The organism is Vibrio antiquarius, assembly GCF_000024825.1.
GTDB classification, from domain to species: domain Bacteria; phylum Pseudomonadota; class Gammaproteobacteria; order Enterobacterales; family Vibrionaceae; genus Vibrio; species Vibrio diabolicus.
Genome location: NC_013457.1, coordinates 1,385,339 through 1,408,066, shown reverse-complemented (window position 1 = coordinate 1,408,066; position 22,728 = coordinate 1,385,339). Strand labels below are relative to the sequence as shown.

18 protein-coding genes are annotated in these 22,728 nt (G+C 45.3%); 7 read left to right on the top strand and 11 right to left on the bottom strand.

From position 1 onward, the window contains the following. Positions 1–5: 5 nt before the first annotated feature. Positions 6–1,745: an ABC transporter ATP-binding protein gene (locus VEA_RS21190; RefSeq protein ID WP_006741940.1), complete on the top strand. Its 1,740-nt coding sequence runs from the start codon at positions 6–8 to the stop codon at positions 1,743–1,745. Beyond that, on the top strand, positions 1,742–2,581 hold the full coding sequence (locus VEA_RS21185) for an energy-coupling factor transporter transmembrane component T family protein (RefSeq protein WP_005394899.1): 840 nt from the start codon (positions 1,742–1,744) through the stop codon (positions 2,579–2,581). The genes VEA_RS21190 and VEA_RS21185 overlap by 4 nt, the downstream gene beginning before the upstream one ends. A 124-nt stretch (positions 2,582–2,705) precedes the next feature. On the opposite strand, the gene VEA_RS21180 is transcribed toward VEA_RS21185, so the two are convergent. The 4 genes from VEA_RS21180 to napG form a co-directional block, all read right to left on the bottom strand. Beyond that, entirely contained in the window at positions 2,706–3,017 is a 312-nt protein-coding gene (locus VEA_RS21180; protein WP_043884592.1) for a YrhK family protein, read from the bottom strand. A gap of 171 nt (positions 3,018–3,188) precedes the next feature. After that, positions 3,189–4,370 (bottom strand): MFS transporter, encoded by a 1,182-nt coding sequence (locus tag VEA_RS21175; RefSeq protein ID WP_005394895.1) that lies wholly within the window; start codon positions 4,368–4,370, stop codon positions 3,189–3,191. Positions 4,371–4,574: 204 nt separating this feature from the next. After that, entirely contained in the window at positions 4,575–5,429 is an 855-nt protein-coding gene (gene napH / locus VEA_RS21170; protein ID WP_006741941.1) for a quinol dehydrogenase ferredoxin subunit NapH, read from the bottom strand. Beyond that, a complete protein-coding gene (gene napG, locus VEA_RS21165) occupies positions 5,429–6,199 on the bottom strand; it encodes a ferredoxin-type protein NapG (protein WP_006741942.1) in 771 nt (256 codons plus the stop codon). The genes napH and napG overlap by 1 nt, the downstream gene beginning before the upstream one ends. Before the next feature lie 395 nt (positions 6,200–6,594). Between napG and VEA_RS21160 the strand changes: the two genes are divergently transcribed. After that, complete coding sequence (locus VEA_RS21160) at positions 6,595–7,095, top strand: GNAT family N-acetyltransferase (RefSeq protein ID WP_006741943.1); 501 nt, start codon at positions 6,595–6,597, stop codon at positions 7,093–7,095. A gap of 43 nt (positions 7,096–7,138) precedes the next feature. Here the strand turns inward: VEA_RS21160 and VEA_RS21155 are convergent, their stop codons facing one another. Both VEA_RS21155 and VEA_RS21150 read right to left on the bottom strand, forming a co-directional pair. Beyond that, on the bottom strand, positions 7,139–8,113 hold the full coding sequence (locus VEA_RS21155; protein ID WP_374041542.1) for a phosphotransferase: 975 nt from the start codon (positions 8,111–8,113) through the stop codon (positions 7,139–7,141). Between the two features lie 2 nt (positions 8,114–8,115). Beyond that, positions 8,116–8,391: a GNAT family N-acetyltransferase gene (locus VEA_RS21150; protein ID WP_006741945.1), complete on the bottom strand. Its 276-nt coding sequence runs from the start codon at positions 8,389–8,391 to the stop codon at positions 8,116–8,118. Positions 8,392–8,518: 127 nt separating this feature from the next. Between VEA_RS21150 and VEA_RS21145 the strand changes: the two genes are divergently transcribed. Continuing rightward, positions 8,519–9,265 (top strand): flagellar brake protein, encoded by a 747-nt coding sequence (locus VEA_RS21145; RefSeq protein WP_043884593.1) that lies wholly within the window; start codon positions 8,519–8,521, stop codon positions 9,263–9,265. A gap of 122 nt (positions 9,266–9,387) precedes the next feature. On the opposite strand, the gene VEA_RS21140 is transcribed toward VEA_RS21145, so the two are convergent. The 3 genes from VEA_RS21140 to VEA_RS21130 all read right to left on the bottom strand — a co-directional run bounded on the left by VEA_RS21140 (position 9,388) and on the right by VEA_RS21130 (position 15,029). Then, positions 9,388–10,347, bottom strand: a complete 960-nt coding sequence (locus VEA_RS21140; RefSeq protein WP_005394882.1) for a porin — start codon at positions 10,345–10,347, stop codon at positions 9,388–9,390. Positions 10,348–10,745: 398 nt separating this feature from the next. Then, the gene (locus VEA_RS21135; RefSeq protein WP_005394881.1) at positions 10,746–12,374 is read right to left on the bottom strand and encodes a methyl-accepting chemotaxis protein; all 1,629 of its coding nucleotides are present in this window, start codon (positions 12,372–12,374) and stop codon (positions 10,746–10,748) included. Positions 12,375–12,668: 294 nt separating this feature from the next. After that, positions 12,669–15,029 (bottom strand): Lon protease family protein, encoded by a 2,361-nt coding sequence (locus VEA_RS21130; protein WP_005394880.1) that lies wholly within the window; start codon positions 15,027–15,029, stop codon positions 12,669–12,671. A gap of 187 nt (positions 15,030–15,216) precedes the next feature. Between VEA_RS21130 and VEA_RS21125 the strand changes: the two genes are divergently transcribed. Both VEA_RS21125 and VEA_RS21120 read left to right on the top strand, forming a co-directional pair. Then, entirely contained in the window at positions 15,217–15,714 is a 498-nt protein-coding gene (locus VEA_RS21125; protein ID WP_006741947.1) for a hypothetical protein, read from the top strand. An 85-nt stretch (positions 15,715–15,799) separates the two neighbouring features. Further along, positions 15,800–17,431, top strand: a complete 1,632-nt coding sequence (locus VEA_RS21120; RefSeq protein WP_006741948.1) for an ABC transporter ATP-binding protein — start codon at positions 15,800–15,802, stop codon at positions 17,429–17,431. Between the two features lie 241 nt (positions 17,432–17,672). On the opposite strand, the gene VEA_RS21115 is transcribed toward VEA_RS21120, so the two are convergent. Beyond that, complete coding sequence (locus VEA_RS21115) at positions 17,673–19,706, bottom strand: prolyl oligopeptidase family serine peptidase (protein ID WP_006741950.1); 2,034 nt, start codon at positions 19,704–19,706, stop codon at positions 17,673–17,675. Between the two features lie 121 nt (positions 19,707–19,827). Then, positions 19,828–20,727, bottom strand: coding sequence for a LysR family transcriptional regulator (locus VEA_RS21110; protein WP_005375112.1), 900 nt, complete (start codon positions 20,725–20,727; stop codon positions 19,828–19,830). 162 nt (positions 20,728–20,889) lie between these two features. Here VEA_RS21110 and VEA_RS21105 point away from each other — a divergent pair, with 162 nt between their 5' ends. Further along, a complete protein-coding gene (locus VEA_RS21105; RefSeq protein ID WP_006741952.1) occupies positions 20,890–22,581 on the top strand; it encodes an L-lactate permease in 1,692 nt (563 codons plus the stop codon). Positions 22,582–22,728 lie beyond the last annotated feature (147 nt).

The following is a 22,728-nucleotide window of genomic DNA, read 5'->3' as shown; positions in this document are numbered from 1 at the left end:
GTCGAATGACAATCGAATTTTCTAACTTCTCTTTTAGATATGAGTCGCTGGACAAACCGACGCTAAAAAATATCAATCTAAGGATAGAGAAAGGAGAGAAAATCGTCATTATAGGTCCAAGTGGTAGTGGTAAATCTACCCTTGGGCAATGTCTTAACGGACTGATCCCACACGCAATCAAAGGGGAAACCAGTGGAACACTGACCATCAATGGTCAAGACACCGCCCCTTTCGACATGCACCAATACACTGAGCAAGTTGGCACCGTACTGCAAGATACGGACAGCCAATTTGTCGGCTTGAGCATTGGCGAAGACATCGCATTTGCGCTGGAAAACCAGCTAACTTCTAACATCGACATGTACCCATTGGTCAAAGCCACGGCCAAAATGGTCGACTTGGAACAGATGTTAGATCGCTCTCCCCACGATTTATCTGGCGGCCAGAAACAGCGTGTTTCTTTGGCGGGCATTCTCGTCGATGACGTCGATATTCTTTTGTTTGATGAACCACTAGCTGCGCTTGACCCTAAAACGGGTAAAAAAACCATCGAGAACATCGATGAGCTACACCGCGAAACAGGCAAAACCATCGTAATCATTGAGCATCGTCTTGAGGACGTTCTGCATCGCTCAGTTGACCGTATTATCTTGATGGAAAGCGGCGAAATCATTGCCGATACAACGCCAGATGAAATTTTAGCGTCGCCTCTGCTAGAAGATTACGGCATCCGCGAACCACTTTATATTTCGGCTCTGAAAGAAGCAGGCTGTGCGATTGAGGGCGATGCAAAACCTTCTAGCTTAACTACCTTACCGTTGGAGCAATATAAACCAGCAGTACAAGCATGGTTTGATGGTTCAACAGCACAACCACCTAAAACGCCAGCCGAGACTTTGCTTGAAGTCCGTGGCCTCACCTATTCTTACGACGGTGAGAAAAACGCGTTAGAAGACGTGAGTTTTGACATCAAGCGTGGCGAGTTTGTCTCTGTACTTGGCAAAAATGGCTCGGGTAAATCGACCATCACCAAACTGATTATGGGCGTTATTGAAGCGGATAGCGGCTCAATGAGCATGAATGGTCAAGATCTTAACGAACTGACCATCTTCGAGCGCAGCCAGAAAGTGGGCGTGGTGATGCAAAACCCGAATCACATGATTTCCCATCACATGATTTTTGACGAAGTGGCCTTCGGCCTCCGTAATCGTGGCATTGAAGAGAAACAGATCGAAGCTAAAGTACTTGAAGTCCTTGAGCTGTGCGGTTTGAGCAAATACCGTCACTGGCCAATCGAAGCATTGAGCTACGGCCAGAAAAAGCGCGTGACCATTGCGTCAATTTTGGTCTTGGAACCAGAGCTTCTGATCCTTGATGAACCGACGGCAGGTCAGGACTACCGGAACTACACGTCTATGCTGAGTTTCATCGAAAAGCTCAATCGCGAGTTGGGCGTAACCGTGATGATCATCTCCCACGACATGCATTTAGTGCTGGAATACACCACGCGCTCTATCGTGATTGCAGACAGTAAATTAGTCGCGGATGCACCAATGACGCAGGTATTCAGCAGTCCAGAGCTACTAGAACAAGCGAACCTCACCACAACAAGTCTGTTTGAGTTGGCTACGAAAGTTGGCATCGAAGACACCCATGGCTTTATGCTGCATTTTATCAATGTAGAAAAAGCGCACCGCCAACAAAAAAGCAGCGAAGTAAACCAACCAGAGAAAGCGGTGGCATGAAAGACAATAAGATGAAGTTTGGTATCAACTACATCGATACCCAATCGCCACTTCATAAGTTGAATGGCATTACTAAGTTCTTGCTTTTCATTGCTTGGGTAACGGTGGTGTTGACCACGTTTGACTTGCGAATCATTGCACTGTTGATCGTGCTTGGTTTGGGCTTATTGAAAATGACCAAAGTGCCATTTCATGTCTACAAACCACTTTTACTCGGTACAGGCACGGTATTGCTGATCAATGCCCTGTTTATGTTCGCGTTGGCACCGCAACAAGGTACTGAGTTCATGGGCTCATCAACGGTTTTACTCTCATTACCCGGTAACTACTCACTCACTCAAGAGACGTTGTTTTACCTAGTAACAGTGACGTTGAAATACTTCAGCATGTTCCCAATCGCGTTAGTGTTTGTATTTACCACTCACCCGACGGAGTTTTCAGCCAGCTTGAACCGCTTGGGTGTGCCTTACAAAATCGCCTATGCCGTAAGCTTAACGCTGCGCTACTTGCCGGAAGTGAAAAAGGACTTTGTTAACATCATGCACGCGCAACAAGCACGCGGAGTAGAACTGAGTAAGAAGGCTCCGTTGTTCACTCGTATGAAGAACGTGGCGAAGATTCTTGGCCCTCTGATTTTCTCTAGTTTGGACAGAGCAGACCAAATCTCAAACGCGATGACGCTACGTGGTTTTGGCCGTCACTCATCTCGCACCTGGTACAGCCTAAAACCCCTGACCAAAGCCGATATGATCTGCATGGCGGGGATTGCAGTGATAGTGATTGCTGCGATCAGCAAGCGTGTTATGGACACACAACTGTTCTGGTATCCGTTTTAAATTCTAAAGCTTCAAGCTGAACATAACGTGGTTAGTGTTGTGACCACGTTATGTTTCCCTCTTTCCCCTCGATAACCCGCTCATTAGCCTCTTGCTTGCAGGTGCTCAAAATAGGCGTGTAATCTCAGCGGCTCGTTGATGTTCCAGAAAGTTGCTTATTTAAGCGACCAACATGAACTAAACTCATCAGTTTTATCAGGGGCTTAATGATCAACTGTGCGCTGCCTACGATGAACAGCCAAGTCCCGCTTTCAATCAACGAATCATTCAAAAAGAAAAAACTACCAATTAAAAACCAAATAGCTATGAGCAGATCGTTGGCAGCACCTAACGCCTCATAGCGACGTTGAATAACGACGTGACGGTTTCCTAGATCTAAATCCAACTCCCTGCCATGTACCTGCACTGTAAAACCCTCCTTAGTGTTTCGACTCATGTTGTATCCGAGTAATTTCAACATACTTAGGTATAAAACCCTAACGGACCCAATAGATATGTACAACCATAGAAGACACAACATGAGGATAAAGAAAAGGGTGCCTAAGCACCCAAGTCAATAAAGCTATTAACAGTAATTATCTTCTATTGTTAGATAGTAAGTACCAACTTAGCTCCACTTTAATAATCGGGTCTCATTGCCCTCTTCTGGCTTCGCTGGAATATTAAGTGACAGCAGTAAGCTCACAGCCGCCATACCTGCACCGATGTAAAATACACTAGCAGGAGAAACCAGCCAAATCACACCAAACGTAACAGGTATCACAACCGCCGCAATATGGTTAATAGTAAACGCAACCCCAGCGGTCGACGCCATATCGGCAGGATCGGCAATTTTTTGGAAGTAGGTTTTGATAGCAAGCGCTAGCGCGAAGAACAAATGATCGACAACATACAATGCAGCAGCCCACTCCGCGGTTTGCACCAAACCATAACCGACGAATACGAAGATCAAACCGACGTACTCAAACATCAGCGCTTTACGCTCACCAACAACGCCGATGAAGCGGCCGATTCGCTTCGCAAACAAGAAGTTAAAGACATAGTTGATCAAAAACAGCAAGGTAATGTCTGCGGCAGAGTAGCCAAACTTCTCTACCATCAAGAAGCCAGCGAAAACAGTGAAAATCTGACGGCGAGCACCACTCATAAACGTGAGCGCGTAGTACAACCAGTAACGTTTACGCAGAATGAGTTTCTTGTTTTGAGGCACTTTTGTTTTAAATTGAGGGAAAGCAAATGCCATCACCAAAATAAGCACAAAACCTAAACCACCTGCCATTAGATAGACCGTTTTAAAATCAAGTTTGAGCTGTTCGAGCGAAACCCAAATGGCGCCGTAGGTAAACAGAGAAGCCAAAGCCCCAACAGAAATAAATTTACCCAGCATTTCCGGGGCTTCTTCTTTCGATAGCCATTGTAAAGACAAAGACTGCTTTAGTGTTTCAAAGTAGTGGAAACCGGTGGACATTAACAAGGTGGTAAAAAGTAGACCGTATAAAGTGGGAAAATAACCAGTTAATGCCGTACCAAGCGTAAGCATCGCCAAAGAGACGAGCATAAAGCGTTGTTCACGGATAAAAAGTAAAACGAATACCGCGGTGAAAGCGAGAAAGCCAGGTACTTCTCTAACACTTTGAAGTAAACCGATATCAGCGCCATCAAAGTTCGCTTTCTCGATAACGAAGTTGTTCAACAACGCCATCCAGGTAGAAAAAGCAATGGGCACGATAATGGAAATTAACAGGAGGAAATTTTGCGGCGTTCTCCAGCCTTGCGATGAGGTAGTCATGATGTTTCCTTTAAATATGAAGGCATCATCATAGCTTCAAATGTAACAAATTCGCAATATCATTATTATTTTCAACCCTGGCCAAGCAGATACGGTGTAGAGATATTGTTATGAAAATAAACATCGCACTCAATTCCTTGGTTAAGCGCGATGTTGAAATATCGAGAGAAATAGGTAAAAACGCCAGTGATGAAGCTCAGTAACTTAATCGATATTCTTTACTGTTAGACGATTCTTAAATTCAAACACATGTTCTGGACACACATCCAAACAGCGGCCACAGCTAATGCAGTTTTGATCCATAACTCGACGATCTCCCTCTTTCAATGGTTGTCGAAGCACCTCAGGTTCTGGGCAGACGTAAAAGCAATCCATGCATTTGGTGCAATCTTCGCGGCGAACAGCAGTAACGCGCAACAGGCTTTTTCGGCCTATCACACCATAGGTAGCACCCAGTGGACATAAGTGCCCACACCACCCATGCTCAACTAAGAGTAAATCCAGTACGAACACCAGTGCGATCAACACCCAACCTGCGCCCATACCAAACACCAATCCGCGATGCAATGCCGCCACTGGATCTAACCATGTCCAAAGAATCGCGCCAGACAGAGCACTACCCAACATCAAAACAGGGATCAGCCAATAACGAATAGTAGGAGACCAACGATAGCTCGCTTTAATGTTGAGCTTTCTGCGCAGCCAAGCCGCCAAATCTGTCACGATATTTAACGGGCACACCCACGCACAAAATGCGCGCGGCGCTAAAATCGCGTAGAACACCACGACAATCACTACGCCTAACAGCGCATTAAACTCCGGAACATGGCCTGTCGCCAAAGCTTGAAGCACTATCAACGGGTCACTTAAAGGCACGGTGTCGAACAACATACTCGATGAGAGGTTACCAGTTAGAGCCCCTAATGTCGGCCCAGCCATAAACAGCGCAATGATGGTGAGCTGGCATAGTCTGCGTAAAATCAAAAACCGATGCACGCGCCACCAGCCAAGCTTTTCAACCGCTTCTTTGCCAGCATTTTGAGCTAAGTTCTTTGCCATTACTTACCTCCTTTTAGCGATTCAAGCGCACCTTCCGGCACAGGCGTCTCACTAGGGAGGATATTTTCGAGTGGTTTGTCGATCTCTTTCCAACCAAAATTGTAGTGACTGCCCACTTTGCCTTTCGCCAAATCCGTCGGGACGACTTTAATAGCAGCGACATCCAACACGCACGCTTGTTCGCACTTACCGCATCCGGTACACACTTCGGAATTCACTGTTGGGATAAGTTTGGCGTGATAACCGGTTCGGTCGTTGTGAACCATCTCTAACGTGATGGCTTCATCAATCAGCGGACAAACGCGATAACAAACGTCGCATCGTAATCCTTGCCAGTTAAGGCAAGTTTCATGGTCAATAAGAACCGCTGTACCCATTCGAGCATCATCAATATCGGTTAGTTTCGGATCCAGCGCCCCACTCGGACAAGCGACAACACAAGGAATGTCTTCGCACATTTCGCAGGGAATATCGCGTGCAGTAAAGTAAGGTGAGCCAGTCGCGACGGGTGAAAGTAATGTCGCAAGTTTCAATGTTTCGTAAGGGCATGCTTGAACACACAAGCCACATCGAATACAGGCTGATTCGAAATCGCCTTCTGGCAAAGCACCGGGTGGGCGAATAGGCACACCTTTCGTTTCTCGAGCTTGGCTTTGCAGCGATTGTAAGCCCAACACACACGCCGCTGCGCCAACGCCTGCCGCAGTTCGGACAGTATCACGCAAAAATCGACGCCGACTTTGCGATGTTTTAGACTGAGAGGATTTCATGCTATTTCCTCAACGAAACTCCTTTATCAAGTTAAGCATAAATAGCGCTAAACGTACCTCTTCCCCATACCTCATAAGAGGTAACTCCACCCTCAATTGATTCAAGTCAACTGATGTACAGTGCCGTCGTCACAGTTTGAATAATTCCATTTATTTCCTCCAACATGAAATTCACCACGATACTCTGCCGTGCACGCCATTTTCAGTACAATAATTCAACACCTTTGCAATCTATTCGCTAAATTCAAAGATAAATGACTACTAAAATTTATAAAAACATCGCTATAAGAACCTAATTTAAAAGGTGTTTATCTCTCAAACTTCAAAAAATACTATCCAAAATAAGGAACTGTGGTTAGATTGAAAATTAATACTAAAAAACGAAGGAGAGAAGCATGGAAATTATCGTACGTCCAACAACCGTTGAAGACGCAGCGGCACTCGTAGAAATCTATTCACAACCAAAAGCACAACGTGAAACCCTGCAACTCCCAAAACCTTCGCTCGCAATGTGGGTAGAACGATTGTCAAATATGCCCGCTGGCGTTTACAGCTACGTCGCTGAAATCGATGGTAAAGTAGTGGGTAACATTGGCTTTCACCACTCGCAGCGTCCGAGAACAATGCACACAGCATCATTTGGCATCGGAGTGCATGATAGTTTCCACGGGCTCGGTATTGGTAGCAAGTTGATTGAAACGGTCACTGAACTGGCGGATAACTGGCTAAACGTGAGAAGAATTCAAATAGAAGTCAACGCCGATAATGACGCCGCCATTGGGCTGTACAAAAAACATGGATTTCAAATTGAGGGCGAAGCGATTGATGGCTCCTTCCGAGATGGCGAGTTCATCAATACCTATTACATGGCACGTATCAGACCAAGTAAAAAGTAAATTAAAGCCTCCTAGTTGGAGGCTTTTCTTTTTAAACTTCTACTCACTTTCGTAAGTGAGCCAGCGCTCTGCGAGTCAATGCTTCTGTGTAGGGATTGATCTTCCAGTGATCAGGACTCCAGCCTTTCACAAAGCGCTGAAAGTCAGCCCAAGCAACCGCAAACAAAGGACGCCATTCACGCTCGACTTCATTGGGGTCAAGATTCGGCTGATAAACCATTAACGCCTGTTGCAACTGAGCAAAATACGTATCCAAGACCCAAACTTCCATCTCTGCACAACGTTCTGGCTTGACGGCGCTGCTCATGAACAGTGCTACATCTTTCATCGCACAGCCCTGTCCGACGTATTGAAAGTCGACCGCAGCAACGCTTGATTCTTCTCGATCAAAACAGAAGTTCGCCAATTTGGCATCACCGTGTACAAAAGTCTTGAACTTGGCTTGCGAAAGCGTTTGATCTATCAATTGAGCATAATTTTTTAGCTCGGTGTCTTGCAGCACCTCAAGCTCATCGGGTCTGGTTGCCAAGTGCCAATACGTGCCGCTATGCCACAGCTTATCCGAGCGAACACCGATGTAGCGCGCATGAAAGTTCGCCAACCAAGCAAGGCAGGCTCGTAGATGTTCTAGCTTTGCATCGGTGATGACTTTTGGAAAGCCTGCCTCGGCGAGATCTTCCATCACGATGAGCCATTCATTCTCCGATTGGAACGTTTTTAGACCTTGTGGTACTCGGCAGCGAGTGCTCACCTCTCTGGAAAAATCCGTATACCAATTCACTTCCACCTGATAAGAGTGCAGCTTTCTTTGGTGAGATCGGTCAGTATTCCAACCTCTTGGATGCTCTGAAGGCTTAGGGAGTTTTACATGCTTAATGATCACCGAACAAGTTGAATAATTAACTCGGACTAACTCACCATAGCCTCCCCATAGCGACTGTATGACTTCTACCGCTTGATAATTCCCGAGCTTTAGCTCCTGGCCAATGCTTTGGTAACGTTGGTGGTTGTCGTTCATCATCATGCAAGCAGATGTGACCACGCTTGGTTTTTCTCCATATAATGAATGACATATGGACAGACTGGTTTGATTTGATAACCGAGTGCCTCAATTTCTGGCAATACCGCTTCCATCATCACTTTTCCGTACCCTTTACCTCGTAATGCTTCAGGAACTACGGTTGATGTGATGTGCATGACATTATTCTCAAGCTGATAAACCACCTTGGCTTTATAACCTTGTTCTAAATCAACCCAAAATGTGTTGTTTTCAACTTCATGAGTTACTTTATGCATATCTTGCTCTCTAATTTTTGTTACGGATTGATTGAATCAAACTATATCACTGAATAGAATCAACACCATGCGGAAGTGCTCTGTCACTTCACGCCATTACCTTCTCAAATCAGGTACGACAATAATAATGAGAAATATGAGCCCTATTGCCAGAGACGGCAAACTACCTCTGCAAAGCAAGAAGGCACCCGAACGTCAGGCAAGTACACTAAATAGCACCGATGCAATGGCAATGGTCGAACATGGCAGTGAAGTAAGTTTAAACGTCACGACACCTGTTGGTACCAAGTTTATTACAACCAGCACATTTGTCGGCTGTCACTCAAATAATACCGCATTGATAGAGGTTCCGAACATCTCCGATGAGGACTTGAAATTCTATTTTCAAGAAGGCTTTTGGATCAATGTAAAAGCGTACTCTCATCGAGGGGAAGGTGCTGTCATTCCATTTCGGGCGCAATTGCAGCACCGACTCGGCGACCCGTATCCAATTTTAGTGCTAAGTCTACCTAACACCATGCAGGTCTTTCAGCTTCGTAAAGAAGTACGTTACGAAGTGAATTTGAGAGCGCGCGTTTGTTTAGAAGCCTATCGAACTGAATGCGAGATAAGAGATTTATCTCGTAGTGGCTGCCGCTTTGTGACATCACCAATGAGCCGACCACTTCAGGTTGGTGATCGCGTTTCATTGGACCTAACCATGCCCGGTGAAAGCCACATGCTCGCGCCATTGCGAGGTCGTATTTGTAACTTACAAAAATCGACACACCATGCTCGCTATGGAATGGAGTTTGATGAGGTTGGTAAAACCAACGCTAAAAGTCTCCTGAGTCACCTAAAATTTGATGGGACTAAACTCACACTAAAAAGGTAGCTTTGATAATGAGCACCAAGTAGCGGCCAGTTTTGATACCCGGAAAACAAGAAACCCCTTACTGTAAAGTAAGGGGTTTTGTTTACTAAGAATAAGGCAGTATCTTAGATAACAGTTTCGACTTAGAAGTCGTAACGTAGACCTAGCGCTAGCTCATCTTTTTCATCAGCGCCTTCGTTATCCATTAGATCGAAGTTGTATGATGCGTAGCCACGGAAGTTAGGCTTGAAGTAGTAAGTAACATCAACAGCTAGGTTTTCTACAGTATCAGCATCTTCTAGCTCACCTTTGTTGAACGTAGAAGTAAATACAGTTTGACCCATAGTGTATGATGCAGCTAGTTCGTAGCCTTTGTAATCCGCAGACTCACCTGCAACATCCACGTCTGCGCCTGTGTAGTTACCAGCGAAGTAGAAATCACCTACAGAGTATGCAGCAGCAAGCATGAACTCATCACTATCGTTTTGGTCTGCATAACCAGCACCTAGTTCAATACCAGTATTAGCAAATGCGTAGATACCAGATAGAGAGAAGCCATCTTCCTCGTTGTCTGTAAAACCTTTTGCATCTGTTGTGCGATCAGCAAAGCGGTAGCTAGCACGTACAGCTAGTTGCTCGAATTGGCCTTTGTAAGAAAGCATGTTATCTGTACGGTCAGATACAGGCAGCTTAAGTGCTGCAGTGTTACCGTGGTAAGCCATAATATCGGTAAAGTCAGTAAGAACGAATAATGCACCGTCGTTTTTACCGTAAGTTACTTCACCGTATTTACCGCCTAGGCCTGCGTAAGCGTAACGAGTTTCAAGATCACTGTTGTTATCTACGGCACCTTCTTCTTTTGTTTCGAACTCACCTTCCCAAAAACCAACACCGTATAGGTTTTCATTGATTTCCTGTTTGCCTAGGAAGTTAAGACGGATGCGAGTACGGTCTTTTGCCTTACCATCCATCATAGAAAGACGCGCTTCAGCGCGGCCGCCCATCTCAAGAGAAGTGCCATCTTGGTTGTATAGTTCTGAAGCGACAACTTGAGATCCTGATGCCATTAGCGCCACTGCTACAGCTAAAGTTTTTAATTTCATTGTTATTTTCCATATCATTGTTTTATATGTATTTTCTCACCAGAAAAACAGGACTTTTCTGTACCAACGAGAAAACTGGCGGCATAGTAGCAGCTGTTATTTTTCACGCAACGCGTTGAATAAACAGCACTTATAGAAGAAAACACCAAGTAAAATGACGATATGAATACCTCTCAACCATCAAGTTATCGGTTGAGGTAAAAAAATCGTTCGCGTCAAAAAAAAATTGACGCAAAAAATGTAAAAACAATCTCATTATATGTGATTTTGCTCGCAAAATATTTTCACTAAATGACTGTTTTAGATAGACTTCCTGATTTTAAATCAGTTTCTCACAAACAAAAAAATCCCCAAGCAATAGCTCAGGGATTTATACATTTTGTTAGGCGAATAGCGAATTAAAGCTTAAAGAAGCTCAATTGCTCTTTCTGCTTCTCTGCAAGTAATGAAAGCTCAGTACTCGCGCTTGCGCTTTGACTAATACCCGCCACATTCTGGTTAACGAGTTCAGACATGTTAACCACGTTGCGGTTGATGTCTTGAGTGACTTGAGACTGCTCTTCGGCTGCGGTTGCCACTTGCGTGTTTGAATCGTTAATGTTGGCTACCGACTCGGTAATACCAACCAATGCCTCATTCGCTTGTTGCGTCAGTTCGTTGTTACGACTGAGCATGTCAAGGCTGACTTGCATGCTGTCATTCGCAAGCCCAGACTGCGCTTGAAGTTCTTCAATAATCGTTTGGATCTCTTGAGTCGAGTCTTGAGTCCGTGCCGCGAGCATACGTACTTCATCCGCAACAACCGCAAAACCACGACCAGACTCACCAGCACGCGCAGCTTCAATCGCAGCGTTCAATGCGAGTAAGTTGGTCTGCTCAGAGACACCGCGAATCACTTCAATAACGTCGTTGATCTGAACCGACTGCTCTTTTAAACGCAGTACGACTTGCGCTGCATCGTTCAATGCCTGAGACATCTGTGCGCTTGCTTCTGCGCTCTCTTGGAAGATAGCCAGACCTGATTGCGCAAGACCATCAGCTTCGCGAGCTGTCGAATCCGCAGACGTTGCGTTATCGCTCACGTTGTTTGCGGTGCTGGCAAGTTCATTAACAGCCGATGCCACTTGTTCGATCTCAGCGAGCTCTAGCTGAGCATTCGCTTCTGCTTGCGTCATTACTGCGGCAAGCTCAGTCGATGCCGATGCCACCTCTTCACTGATGCGAGTTAGCTGGTCGACCGTGTTGTAAAGCTGTTCTGCTGTTTGGTTAACATCTTTGCTCAGCTTCGCAATTTCGTTATCACCGTCTACATCTGCGCGAACTGACAAGTTGCCCATTGCTAACTGACGCATCACTTCTTGAAGTTTTTGAATAGGCGTAACAATCATGCCTGATAAGATCCACGCCCCGACCAATGAGAACGCAAATACCGCAAGAACTGTCAACATAGCGTTGTTTTGTACACGCTCATTCTGTTGATGGCTTCTTATGGTCGACTGCTCTGCTTGGTCATTCACATGCTTCGACAGAGTATTGATTTGTTGAACCATTTCTCGGCCAACATTACGGTACTCTTTAATGAATGCACGGTACTCACTGTCCGACTTCAAGCCTTGATCGTACTGGTTAAAGAAAGCCACTGAGCGCTCTGAATATCGAACATAGGCTTCAATCGCTTGGCGAACTTTAATCGCATCTTCACGAAACAGATTACGAGCTTCAATCGCACTTAAATCTGCTTCAACCTGCTTTAAGCCTTCTTTCAATTCATTAAGAAAATTTTCACGACGGGAAGCGTCGTAGATAGCGTAAACCGCTGTAATACGAAGTGGATAAATTTCATCGTCAATACGCGCCAAAGTGTCTTTATGGAAAACCAAAGACTCTTGGTTGGAAGCAATAACATCTTGCTCAGCTTGAAGATTGTTTTTAGTAATCCACAAAGCAATAAACAAAACAATCGCGGTAAATAATACCGGAACCAAAATTTGCGTTCGTACTGACAAATTTTTCAGTGATAACTGCATGACTGGACCTCAGTTGTATGCGTGATGCCTATATCCAAACGAACTCAAGCAACTCTCAATACTGAAGCTGCATTTCGGTTATTTGAATATCTATGCTTCCTTGCGACGGGAAAGTTCCCAGACGAATAAACAAGTGGCGAATATTAGAGGTCGATCACACTTTTGTCTAGTACAAAAAGTCCCCATTTTCAATCTGTTATTGACAATATCCCGACAGTAGTGTCGGGATATTGTCGTTATGATAAATTGTGATCACTTATGATGAGATACATTCACATTTAGGACGGTTTTAGGCTATTTTCTCAACGAATTGAGCTTAGCTTGAGCAAGGCCAAAAATCGTATCTATTGGATAAGAACCTTCATCGGTTGGCTCACCGGCGACTTTCCCCGTGAACAGCTCGATGGCTTCAGTGACATGATCAATCGCCCAAATATTAAACTCACCTTTTTCTACTGCTTTCACGATGTCGGAACGGAGCATCAAGTTATGAACATTTGATTGCGGGATAATGACCCCCTGCCCTTCATGACGACCTTTAATCACACACACATCGTAAAAGCCTTCAATTTTTTCGTTCACACCACCAATTGGCTGAGCTTCACCAAACTGATTCATTGAGCCTGTAATCGCAATGTCTTGTCGGTTTGGTTGCTTTGAAAAAGCAGACACCACAGCACATAGCTCTGCCATGCTGGCACTATCACCGTCGACACCACCATAAGATTGCTCAAACGTAATCGTTGTGGTTAATGGTACTCGCGCCGTTTTACCAAACACGGAAGACAAGTAGGCCGATAGAATCATCACGCCTTTAGAGTGAATACTGCCGCCCAAATCCACACTGCGTTCGATATCGATAACATCCCCATCGCCGTAACACGTCGTCGCGGTGATGCGATTCGGCGCACCAAACATGTAGTCGCTGGTACTTAATACCGAGAGGGCATTCACTTGACCGATAGCCTTCCCTTCAGTGCGAATCAAGGTTGTACCGTTAACAAACGTTTCCATCACGTTGTCGCGTAATCGGCTCACTCGCATTTCTTGGTTCTTGAGCGCCTCTTCCACATGACCGATACGGATCATGTTGGAGTTGGCTTGACGAGCAACGTAGTTTGACTCACGTAATAAATTCGCAATATTGGCAGAGTGGAGTGATAGCTTGGTTTGATCACCAGACAAGCGTGAACTGTATTCGATAATCCGTCCCATGGACTTTCTATCACAGTGCAGCATGTTGTTATCGTTCACGACGCTAGAAATAAAGCGCGCATAGTGCAGTTCCGACTCTGGCGTTCGCTTCATCTCATCTTCAAAATCTGCTGTCACTCGGAACAACTCACTGAACTCTGGATCGTAATGCTGCAGCAATTGATAAGTTCGGTAGTCACCAAACAGAATGATTTTAATGTCGAGCGGGATAGGCTCGGGATCGAGTGATACCGCCCCTGTCAATGTCACTTCTTTTTCTAGGGAGGTAAAGCTCAATTGACGAGCACGCAGTGCGCGCTTCAAACCATCCCAAACGTAAGGCTGTTCAAGCACTTTCTGTGCATCCATTAACAGAACGCCGCCATTCGCCTTATGCAAACTCCCCGCACGAATCAGCGAAAAGTCGGTAAACACGGTTCCCTTGAAAGTGGCTGTCTCAATCGAACCGAAGAGCGAATGGTAATTGGGGTTTTCTTCAACCACGATAGGAAAGTCACTGCTGTTGCGGCTTACCAAGACGTTCACTTTATAACGACGTGGTAATTTTTTATCCAACGACGCCGTCGCAATTTCGCCTTGCTCACCACTTTGATCAAGGAAGATATCTGCGTTTTCAACAATATCTTTTTGCAACTCAGTTAAGTACGTTTTGATTTCAGAATATTCCGCGTAATCCACTTTGAGTTTTTTGATGAAGTGAGTAATCACATCGAGCGTCACTTCATCATTAAGCTTTTTGATTTTGTCGCTGTAAGTTTCTTCCCACTCTGTGAGTTCACGGACCATCGAACGTAATCGTACTTCGAGTTCATCAATGGCATCGCTGAACTGCTCTTGCTCTTTCTTACTTAGTGCATCAAAAGACTCTTCCGTATGAAGCTCGTCACCATTCATGGCGACAAACTGATAATCGCCCTGTGTGGTAAGCGTCAAGCTAATGCCTTTCTCTTTTGCCTCTCGGCTAATGCGGTCCAGTTCGTTTTGTTGCTTCGCCGCTAATTGGTTTTTTAATCGCTCAGCTCGGCTAAAGTACATCTCATTGTCGAACGCTAGGGGTAAAGCATTCAGTAGTTTGCCCATTAAGGCTTCAATATCAACACGTAACTTATTCCCGATACCACAAGGCAACTTCAACACCTTGGGTGTGCGGGTATCTTCAAAGTTCGCAACGTAACACCAATCAAACAAGGCTGCTGCATCGTGCTGGTGACGATTCAGATAGCGCAGGATCATGGTGCGTTTACCTAGCCCATTCTGACCAATGGCGTAGATGTTATACCCTTTCTCTTTGATGGACATCGCAAACTCGACCGCTTTTTGCGCGCGCTCTTGGCCCACAATCTCATCAATTGGAGGTAACTCCTTGGTCGACTTACATGGCATATTCTCTAGATCTGCTACAGAATATAGCTGCTTAGCTTCCAATCTTAGTATTGCCATATCCACTTCCTTTTTTCTTATTTTCGTCATTTGAGTGTAGAGATTATTTGCTTAATTTTAAGTGATTTACCTTCCACCCTAGTTTGATTGGACATTTTATGAGCATAAAAGTGATATCAATACGCACTTGCAATTGATAATCAATTTCATTTAATATCAAAACAAATCAACTCTTGTGGAGATGGACATGAATATTGAGCAATGCTGGATGCGCTACTTGAAAGCAGAGCAATTGATGGAACAAGGCCACTGGCCCGAGGCGCATCGTTTATACGACGATGTACTCAGCAATCTACCCAACCACATTCATTCGGCGCTCGAAAATGCTCAAACCAAACCTTGTCAGTTTGTCTGTCTCATCACTGGGCTTAGAGATGCGTGCGTCGCACAATCGGAGATTCTCAACAAACTCGGATTGCAGCACGACGCTTTTTCAACACTCAATCAAACGTACGCACTGTTCCAATTCTTGCAACTAGAGAATCATGAACTTATTGAGCGTGTGGGTCATTTACTTGGTCAACAAAGTGAAGACTTGTTAGCTCATATGGCGGCATTTTGCTCTGCTCAACGCAATGCTCAATGGATGATTGAGCTAGACCATGTGACGCGCGCACATGAGCAGTTTTTGCATTTGCAAGCGATGAGTTCGGCAAAGCCTTCGCCTTCTCACCTTTATAATTAATCTAAAGCCCAAGCATTGAGGCCAGCTAGGTTTGTGCTGTCCATTGCTTGAGTATCATTTGCTTTACCAACCACAAGGATCTGTGATGTCTTCTAAAACCATTCTTTCGGTGAATAACCTATCGGTCAGCTTTACGACAAACGATGGGATCGTCGATGCAGTAAAGAATGTTAGCTTCGATTTAAAAGCAGGCGAGACGCTTTCCATCGTTGGCGAGTCTGGGTCTGGCAAGTCAGTATCAACCAATGCACTGATGAAACTATTGCCAGACAACGCTATTTTGCATACGAACTCATCCATCATGTTTGAGGGTAGTTCCATCTTGGATAAAACGGAGCGTGAAATGCAAAACATTCGCGGTGATCGTATCGGTATGATTTTTCAGGAGCCGATGACCTCATTGAATCCATACATGCGGGTGGGGATCCAAGTCGCTGAGGCCATCATGTGCCATCGTCCAGTGGATAGACGGAAAGCCAAAGCGAGAGTGTTAGAGCTGTTTGAACTGGTTCACATGCCAGAGCCAGAGAAAGCGTACAGCAAATATCCGCACGAGTTTTCTGGCGGTCAATTGCAACGCATCATGATTGCGATGGCACTGATTAACGAGCCCGATATTTTGATCGCCGACGAACCAACAACGGCGTTGGATGTCACGGTTCAAGCAGAAGTGTTGCACCTGATTAAAGAAATTCAGGCTCAGATGGGCATGGCAATCCTATTTATTACTCATGACTTAGGCGTCGTAAAACACTTTGCCGACCGTGTCATTGTGATGTGTAAAGGAGAAGTCGTCGAAGAAGGCGAAACGCAAATGCTCTTCGAGGACCCAAAGCACGAATACACACGTATGCTGATCAACTCTATTCCAAAAGGCAGTAAGGACCCTATTAGCGAGAATGCTACACAACTATTAAAAGCTGACGATATACGAGTCAAATTCTTGATAAAGTCGCATTTTATTGCCAGTAAAAATGAGTACTTCGAAGCGGTAAAAGGCATTTCTCTTGAGCTCAAACAAGGGGAAACACTCGGGATTGTTGGGGAATCCGGTTCAGGCAAGTCTACCCTCGGCCGCGCATTGATAGGCCTCCTGCCATCCACAGGTAAAATCGAATACAAAGGCCAAGACATGGCTTTGCTAACAAACAAAGAACGTTTTGAGCTGAAAAAAGACGTTCAGATGGTGTTCCAAGACCCTTATGGTTCGCTTTCTCCTCGTATGACTGTCGGCGAGATCATCACTGAAGGATTAACTGTCCACCAGCCAATGTTGAGTAAAAAAGAACGTATGCAGAAAGCACGCGACGTGCTTCGAGAGGTTCGCTTAGATCCCGCGTCCATCAACCGTTATCCGCACGAGTTTTCGGGAGGCCAGCGTCAGCGTATTGCTATCGCGCGAGCACTGATCCTTGAACCTTCGTTTATTTTGCTTGATGAGCCGACCTCTGCATTGGACCGCTCGGTTCAACTGACTGTGATTGATCTCCTGAAAGATTTACAGAAAAAGCATAACATTGGCTACTTGTTTATTAGCCACGATCTATCAGTCGTCAAAGCCCTTTCTGATCGTGTTCTTGTCATGCAAAAAGGCGAGGTCATGGAACAAGGTACAGCCGAAAATATTTTCCAAAACCCTAAAAATGACTACACGAAAAAACTGATAGATGCCTCATTTGATCTTGAAAACAGTGAAAATCAGCACAATGCGGCTTAGGTTCATCACAGTTTCATATTCATAAACTAGGATTAAGAAAAGGTGATGATTTCATCTTGTCTTAAGAATGGCGTAGCTGCCTTTCGGTTTGGCCGCCGAGACTGGTTGGTTCAAGAGTCAGACTTAGTCAACCTGGCTCAAATACTGGTAAACAGTATGAATTGAGTTCCCCCAACCATGAAAAATGCCGCGACAGTGTCGCGGCATTTTTTATTCTCAGAAGCTTCGAGCAACTAAGGCATTAAATCGACTCAATACCCATATTGTATAACGTAAATGCATACACGTCTGTGGTGAGGTCAATTTGCTTACTCAGCGGCATCCCTGCACCATGACCTGCATTGACATCAATGCGTATTAATACTGGATTAGCGCCTTGCTGCTTGTCTTGCAGCTCCGCAATAAACTTGTACGAATGTGCTGGAACCACACGATCGTCGTGATCGGCAGTTGTCACCAATGTCGCAGGATACTGCACGTTTTCTTTTACATTGTGAACAGGAGAGTAGCCAAGCAAGTATTGGAACATCGCTTCGCTTTGTTCAGACGTGCCATAGTCATACTTCCAGCCTTCTCCAGACGTAAACGTGTGGTAACGGAGCATATCAAGCACACCTACAGCTGGCAGCGCCACCTTAAATAACTCAGGACGTTGCGTCATACACGCACCAACCAACAAGCCGCCATTTGAACCACCGCGAATCGCTAGGCGATCCGAGCTCGTGTAGTCGTTTTCAATCAGGTATTCCGCCGCCGCAATAAAGTCATCAAACACGTTTTGCTTTTGCTGCTGAGTGCCTGCGTTGTGCCAGGCTTTACCGTATTCACCGCCGCCTCGCATGTTGGCGACAGCGTAAATACCACCCAACTCTAGCCAGTTGGCTACATTGCCAGAAAACATCGGAGTGAGGCTGATGTTAAAACCGCCATAACCATACAGCATGGTTGGCGCACTACCATCAAGTGCGATGCCCTTCTTGTATGAGATGATCATCGGAACTTGCGTGCCATCTTTTGAGGTGTAGAACACCTGTTTTGACTCATACTCACTGCGATCGAATGGCGCTTTTGATTCTTGAAACAACGTCGATTCACCAGACTCAACATCAAATGAGAAGATCGTCGGTGGCGTCACGTAGTTAGTAAAGGTGTAATACAGCGTGGTTTCTTCTTTTTTACCCGCTAGACCATAAGCCGTACCCTCTCCCGGCAGTTCAACATCTCGAATCCATTCACCTTGGTAGTTAAACTGCTGCACTTTAGAAAGTACATCCACCATATAAGTCGCAAACAGATAACCGCCACCTTTGCTGATTTCTAACGGCTGTTCTTGTTCAGCAATCACATCCATCCATTGCGCTGTTCGGGTGTTGTAGCTGACAACTTTGCCATTCGGCGCATCTAGGTTGGTGTAAAGCAGCAAGGTTTCGTCTTGACTATCAATCAAGTAGGTGTCGCCTTGCGTTGTATCACGAAGCGTCACAATCGCTTGGGACTCAGACTGTAAATCGATATAAAACAGACGATTACCCGATGTGGATTCTGCGCCAGAAATAATGAGGAAGCGATCGTCCGTCGTCGTGGTACCAGACACATAACGATGAACCTGCGTATCCAACTCACCGAAAATCACTTTATCTTCAGACTGAGGTGTACCAAGTTCATGATAATAAAGCTTGTGATGTTCAGTTCGCGCAGATAACTCACTGCCTTGCGGCTTATCGTAACTTGAGTAATAGAAGCCTTTGCTGCCCAGCCAAGAAATCGACGTAAACTTTGCATCCACAATCTCAGACTCTAACTGTTCTTTGGTTTCCGCATCAATAACAAAGATCTTGCGCCAGTCACTGCCCCCTTCCGAGATGGAATACGCGACCAAACGATAATCTTTCGAGAAGCTGACTTCGCCAAGAGAGGTCGTGCCCTCTTCAGAGAACGTATTTGGGTCAAGGAAGACTTCGGCTTCTCCCTCCCCTTTACGGCGATACAGCACGCTTTGGTTTTGCAAACCGTCGTTTTTGTAAAAGTAAGTATAATCACCGCGCAAAAATGGCTGAGAGTATTTCTCGTAATTTTGACTGTTTGCGACCAAGTCACGAATCTGTTGGCGATACGGGATCTGACCAAGAAAATCGAATGTTACCGAGTTTTGACCCGAAACCCATTGTGCGGTTTCTTCGCTGCGATCATTTTCTAACCAGCGATAAGGGTCGGCAATGTCGTGACCAAAGTAAGTGTCCACGACAGAATCTTTACGTGTTTTTGGGTAATGCATAACGTCCGTGTTACTCCGTTGTTTTTATTAAGTTGTTTATTTTCATATCGTTTTATTGCGGTGATTACCTTAGAGCACCCAATATTGATTTCAACGACATTGTTTTAAATCTATGAAGGAACTAGAAATAATGAGATATCGTTAAGTAACGATCACGAATGTGCTCAATAAGCAGTTTCACTTTATTCGGTGGTTGACGAGTAAACGGGTACACCGCATAGATACCCAACTTTTTACCCACTAGTTCAGGAAAAATATCCACCAGTTGGCCATTGCGAATATCGTGATACACCAAGCATCGCGGGACGTAAGCTATACCATGGCCGCCCAGAGCGGCTTTACGTAATGCGGTCGCGTTATCAGTAGAAAAGCAGCCCGATACTTTGACGATGTAATTACCATCTTCGCCTTTAAACTCCCAGTCTGTTGCACCTGTGGTTTGGTAAGCGTATTGCAGACAATTGTGCGTGGTGAGATCAATCGGCTCGATCGGCTTCCCATTTTTAGCGATATATGAAGGGGACGCGCATACCACCCATTGGGAATCGAGAATATGTCGTGCGATCAAACTGGAATCGGCTAGGTAGCCAGTTCGAATGACTAAATCGTAACCATCAGCCACCAAATCGACAAAGCGGTTATCCAATGACATGTCCACGGTCAGACCCGGATGAAGGTTACAAAATTCCGCAACGGCATCAGCAAGTATCAAATCTCCAGAGATACAAGGCACGGACATTTTTATGTGACCGCTCACATTCTCTCCAAAGCCTGCAACAGCGTCCATAGCCTCCTGAGTGGCCTGCTTCACATTTTTAGCACTGTGGAGTAACACCTTACCTGCTTCGGTTAAGGTCAATTTACGCGTTGTTCGATATAATAGCTGCGCCCCTATCTCTTCCTCCAACCTTGCCATTCTTTTGCTAACTACCGAATTTGTAAGGTTATTTGCTTCTGCAACCTTACTAAAACTGCCCAGTTCGATTACTTGAGAAAATAGGATTAGGTCGTCTGCTCTCATACGATTATGTCACTTTTGGAATTAATTATTTTCATTATTTCCCTATATCAACAAAAAATAAAGGAGTAAATTCACGCCAAATTAACAAAACCATTACAACAAAAAGTCACCTCTACAGCGGATTGACACCGTTCGAGAAGTCAGCGTACGAAGGATGTACAAATGAGTGAAACCCTACTTGCCCTAGTGGCATTTTCGCCAATTGTTGTTGCCGCCATCTTATTGGTTGGTCTCAACTGGCCTGCTAAAAAAGCCATGCCTGTTGCGTTCGGTTTAACCGTCGCTATTGCCCTAATGTTTTGGGATATGTCAGCCAATCGCGTACTGGCTTCTGTATTCCAAGGGCTAGGCATTACTGTCTCTGTTCTATGGATCGTGTTTGGTGCCATCTTCTTGCTCAACACTTTAAAACACACTGGAGCGATCACCACTATCCGTAATGGATTTACCGATATTTCAGCTGACCGCCGTGTGCAAGCCATCATCATTGCTTGGTGTTTTGGCTCATTCATTGAAGGCGCATCAGGGTTTGGTACCCCGGCAGCAATTGCTGCACCACTACTGGTTGCAATCGGCTTCCCTGCGCTAGCCGCTGTCCTAATGGGCATGATGATTCAGTCAACGCCTGTTTCATTCGGTGCGGTGGGTACACCAATCATCGTGGGTGTAAACAAAGGTTTAGACACGCATAACATCAGTGAGTCTTTGGCTGCACAAGGCGCAACATGGGAAATGTACCTGCAAGATATCACCGCGCACGTTGCTGTGATTCACGCTGTTGTAGGTACGATGATCCCTGTATTAATGGCGATGATGTTAACACGTTTCTTCGGCAAGAACAGAAGCTGGAGTGAAGGTCTGGATATTCTACCATTTGCTTTATTCGCAGGCGTCTCTTTCACTGTGCCATACGCGTTAACTGGTGTGTTCTTGGGTGCAGAATTCCCTTCACTAATCGGTGGTTTGGTTGGTCTTTCTATTGTTGTTACCGCAGCGAAAAAAGGCTTCTTAGTACCAAAGACTAAGTGGGATTTCGAAAGCGAAGACAAATGGCCTGCTGAATGGCTGGGCTCGCTAAAAGTCGATCTAAACGACAATCCAGGCAAGCCAATGAGCATCGTAAAAGCTTGGGTTCCATATGTAATGCTGGCGGTAATTCTCGTCGCAAGCCGCGTAAGCCCAGAACTGAAAGGCTTTGTACAAAGCGTAAGTTTGTCGTTCAGCAACATTCTTGGTGAGACTGGCGTTAGCGCTGCAATTCAGCCGTTGTACCTTCCTGGTGGCATTCTGGTGTTTGTCGCACTGCTTGCCGCAATGTTACAAAGCGGCAGCGCAAAGCCATTGCGTGAAGCGTTTGGCGAGTCAAGCAAAACACTGATTGGCGCGGGGTTTGTCTTGGTATTTACCATCCCGATGGTTCGTATCTTTATCAACTCTGGTATTAACGGCGCTGACCTAGCAAGTATGCCGGTCACAACAGCGAACTTTGCCTCTGACCTTGTCGGTTCTGCGTTCCCAGCACTGAGTGCCACTGTTGGTGCGCTGGGTGCTTTCATCGCTGGCTCAAATACGGTTTCAAACATGATGTTCAGCCAGTTCCAATTCGAAGTCGCACAAACACTGTCTATTTCGAGTGTGATTGTAGTGTCGCTTCAAGCCGTTGGTGCTGCCGCAGGTAACATGATTGCGATTCACAACGTTGTTGCCGCATCAGCCACCGTAGGCTTACTTGGCCGTGAAGGCGCAACATTACGTAAGACTATTATCCCTACGTTCTACTACATTGTAATGACGGGCATTATTGGTTTGGTGTTGATTTACGGCCTCCAAATGACGGATGTCTTGATGAAGTAACGCGAAACGCAGGGTTTGTAGCCCTGCCTAATTTGACACAGCTGTCAGCACTACTACCCCGACATGTTGATTTAGCTTGCTACATCAATCCCCCCGGCAGCTGTGTCATCCTTTCCAATTTGTATAACTGATTGAGTTATTTAACAA

Excerpts from the sequence above, each read along its gene's own strand:
- VEA_RS21190 (WP_006741940.1), top strand. The coding sequence starts at position 6 with ATGACAATCGAATTTTCTAACTTCTCTTTTAGATATGAGTCGCTGGAC.
- VEA_RS21185 (WP_005394899.1), top strand. The coding sequence starts at position 1,742 with ATGAAAGACAATAAGATGAAGTTTGGTATCAACTACATCGATACCCAA.
- VEA_RS21180 (WP_043884592.1), bottom strand. The coding sequence starts at position 3,017 with ATGAGTCGAAACACTAAGGAGGGTTTTACAGTGCAGGTACATGGCAGG.
- VEA_RS21175 (WP_005394895.1), bottom strand. The coding sequence starts at position 4,370 with ATGACTACCTCATCGCAAGGCTGGAGAACGCCGCAAAATTTCCTCCTG.
- napH (WP_006741941.1), bottom strand. The coding sequence starts at position 5,429 with ATGGCAAAGAACTTAGCTCAAAATGCTGGCAAAGAAGCGGTTGAAAAG.
- napG (WP_006741942.1), bottom strand. The coding sequence starts at position 6,199 with ATGAAATCCTCTCAGTCTAAAACATCGCAAAGTCGGCGTCGATTTTTG.
- VEA_RS21160 (WP_006741943.1), top strand. The coding sequence starts at position 6,595 with ATGGAAATTATCGTACGTCCAACAACCGTTGAAGACGCAGCGGCACTC.
- VEA_RS21155 (WP_374041542.1), bottom strand. The coding sequence starts at position 8,113 with ATGAACGACAACCACCAACGTTACCAAAGCATTGGCCAGGAGCTAAAG.
- VEA_RS21150 (WP_006741945.1), bottom strand. The coding sequence starts at position 8,391 with ATGCATAAAGTAACTCATGAAGTTGAAAACAACACATTTTGGGTTGAT.
- VEA_RS21145 (WP_043884593.1), top strand. The coding sequence starts at position 8,519 with ATGAGAAATATGAGCCCTATTGCCAGAGACGGCAAACTACCTCTGCAA.
- VEA_RS21140 (WP_005394882.1), bottom strand. The coding sequence starts at position 10,347 with ATGAAATTAAAAACTTTAGCTGTAGCAGTGGCGCTAATGGCATCAGGA.
- VEA_RS21135 (WP_005394881.1), bottom strand. The coding sequence starts at position 12,374 with ATGCAGTTATCACTGAAAAATTTGTCAGTACGAACGCAAATTTTGGTT.
- VEA_RS21130 (WP_005394880.1), bottom strand. The coding sequence starts at position 15,029 with ATGGCAATACTAAGATTGGAAGCTAAGCAGCTATATTCTGTAGCAGAT.
- VEA_RS21125 (WP_006741947.1), top strand. The coding sequence starts at position 15,217 with ATGAATATTGAGCAATGCTGGATGCGCTACTTGAAAGCAGAGCAATTG.
- VEA_RS21120 (WP_006741948.1), top strand. The coding sequence starts at position 15,800 with ATGTCTTCTAAAACCATTCTTTCGGTGAATAACCTATCGGTCAGCTTT.
- VEA_RS21115 (WP_006741950.1), bottom strand. The coding sequence starts at position 19,706 with ATGCATTACCCAAAAACACGTAAAGATTCTGTCGTGGACACTTACTTT.
- VEA_RS21110 (WP_005375112.1), bottom strand. The coding sequence starts at position 20,727 with ATGAGAGCAGACGACCTAATCCTATTTTCTCAAGTAATCGAACTGGGC.
- VEA_RS21105 (WP_006741952.1), top strand. The coding sequence starts at position 20,890 with ATGAGTGAAACCCTACTTGCCCTAGTGGCATTTTCGCCAATTGTTGTT.